Here is a 1,867-nt window from a genome sequence, read left to right on the forward strand (position 1 = left end):
TCTGCATGTGGCATTTCGAGGGAGCGGATTCAGCAGACAACCCAACACCACCTAACCGCGTCGCGGCCGGTCGGGACCCAGCTGCGCTGATGGATCGGGGCTTCCTTAAGGTGGTGTGGGTTCGTAGATACAACAACGTTAGGTGAAATCCCTGCAAGAACTTGGAGGAACAAAATGAAACAAATAAATAACTTACAAACAGTACCTTCTAGCCGCTATGATGACCATGATCCCGAGCAAGAAGGAAACAAAAATACCAAATTTGCTGATTTGATAATTGACGGTAGGTCTCTATATCAAATGCTTAAACAGCATGATATGGTTCTGTCACTTGGCTGGGGTAGTAAAGAATATCAAAGACTTTTGATTGATTATTTTTTACTTAAAGAAACACACCCATATTTATACTACAGATATCCCATTCTAGTCTGTCCTTGGTGCGGTGTTGAAGAATGTGGTTTTATTTCAGTTCATATCGAGCGAGAAGAAGATCTAGTTATATGGAGTGAGTTTAAGCTTGAACCAGGTAATAAACCTATTAGTATAGGACCTTTTTATTTTAAGTGGATAGACTATGAAAAAGTAATAAATGATACATTCGGAACTGCAGGGATTCAATAACATATATGCAGCGTATTCGAAGAAGGCAGGGACTTCACCTAACACCGTATTCACGCGGCGGGCCTAACGGCCCATGGTCTGCAGAGGCTTTTCGGAGAAGTGGAATCAGCAGACAACCCTGCACTGGCTAAGTCCGTCGGACCCGGGGCTGGCGCCCCTTAAGCCAGTGAGGGTTCGTGAATACAACAACGTTATCGGAAACTTCTGCAAACCATATACTAAAACCTAATAAATAAAGGATGACTGATATGTCTGACTCATTCACTTTTTTAGAACCATGGAAAAGAGAAGAATCTGAAATATATAAACATGAATTATTAAAAGAATTGAGTGGATCACATATTCTCAAAGATAAAGAAGTATTTATAGTTGCACGAAGAATCGATAGAGATGATGTTTTGTTTAAGTTACAAACTAACCCTGTGAAATATGCTCAAGTTCACCTAACTTGGAAGGGGAAAATTGAAGAAGATAATAAGTGGCCAAGAACTAATATATATGACTCTTTTGAAGAATGGGTAAATACTATAATGCTAATAGATAATCTTGAATATGAGAACCAATAGATAATGAAACTTAAAAAAATATACAATCTTGGATAGACACATTGAGTAGTTCGAAGAAGGCAGAAGCATCCGATAACACCGTATTCACGCGGCGGGCCTGACGGCCCTTGGTCTGCAAGAGGCTTTTCAAGGAAGCGGACTCAGCAGACAACCTTGCACTGGCTAAGTCCGTCGGACCCGGGGCTGGCGCCCCTTAAGCCAGTGAGGGTTCGTGAATACAACAACGTTATGCGTAATTACTGTAGACCCTTAACCAATTTGAATAACATTCGTACAGATAATAAGACCTACAAGTTTATTAGGGGATGGGTTAGTCGCGAGATAATTCGTGCGAATTAGTAACCCCCTTCGTCCACGCGAACGGAAGATTTTGTCGCGTGTTACGCGACTCGGAATGAAACAAGAATGATATAGGGCGAAAGACTTGTAAGGGCATTTATTAAGAGTTAAAAAAGAAATAAATACAGATTAGGATAATAGAAATTGAAACACAATTGGTTAAGGTCACAAAACTCACAAAACATGAAAGAGCGCTTTTTGAAGGACATGAATGTGATACACGGAAGACAGTAACTACGCATAACACCGTATCTACGCGGCGGGCCTGTCGGCCCTTGGTCTGCAAGAGGCATTTCGAGGAAGCGGATTCAGCAGACAACCCAGCACCACCTAACCGCGTC

General features: G+C 41.7%; 2 protein-coding genes. Both read left to right on the plus strand.

What is annotated here, in order from left to right:
- Positions 1–174 precede the first annotated feature (174 nt).
- Positions 175–621 (plus strand): oxidoreductase, encoded by a 447-nt coding sequence (locus tag ACSEXW_RS28110; RefSeq protein ID WP_438449493.1) that lies wholly within the window; start codon positions 175–177, stop codon positions 619–621.
- Between the two features lie 248 nt (positions 622–869).
- Entirely contained in the window at positions 870–1,187 is a 318-nt protein-coding gene (locus ACSEXW_RS28115) for a hypothetical protein (protein ID WP_438449494.1), read from the plus strand.
- Positions 1,188–1,867: the final 680 nt, after the last annotated feature.

Source organism: Oryzibacillus soli (genome assembly GCF_051594765.1).
GTDB lineage: Bacteria > Bacillota > Bacilli > Paenibacillales > NBRC-103111 > Paenibacillus_AR.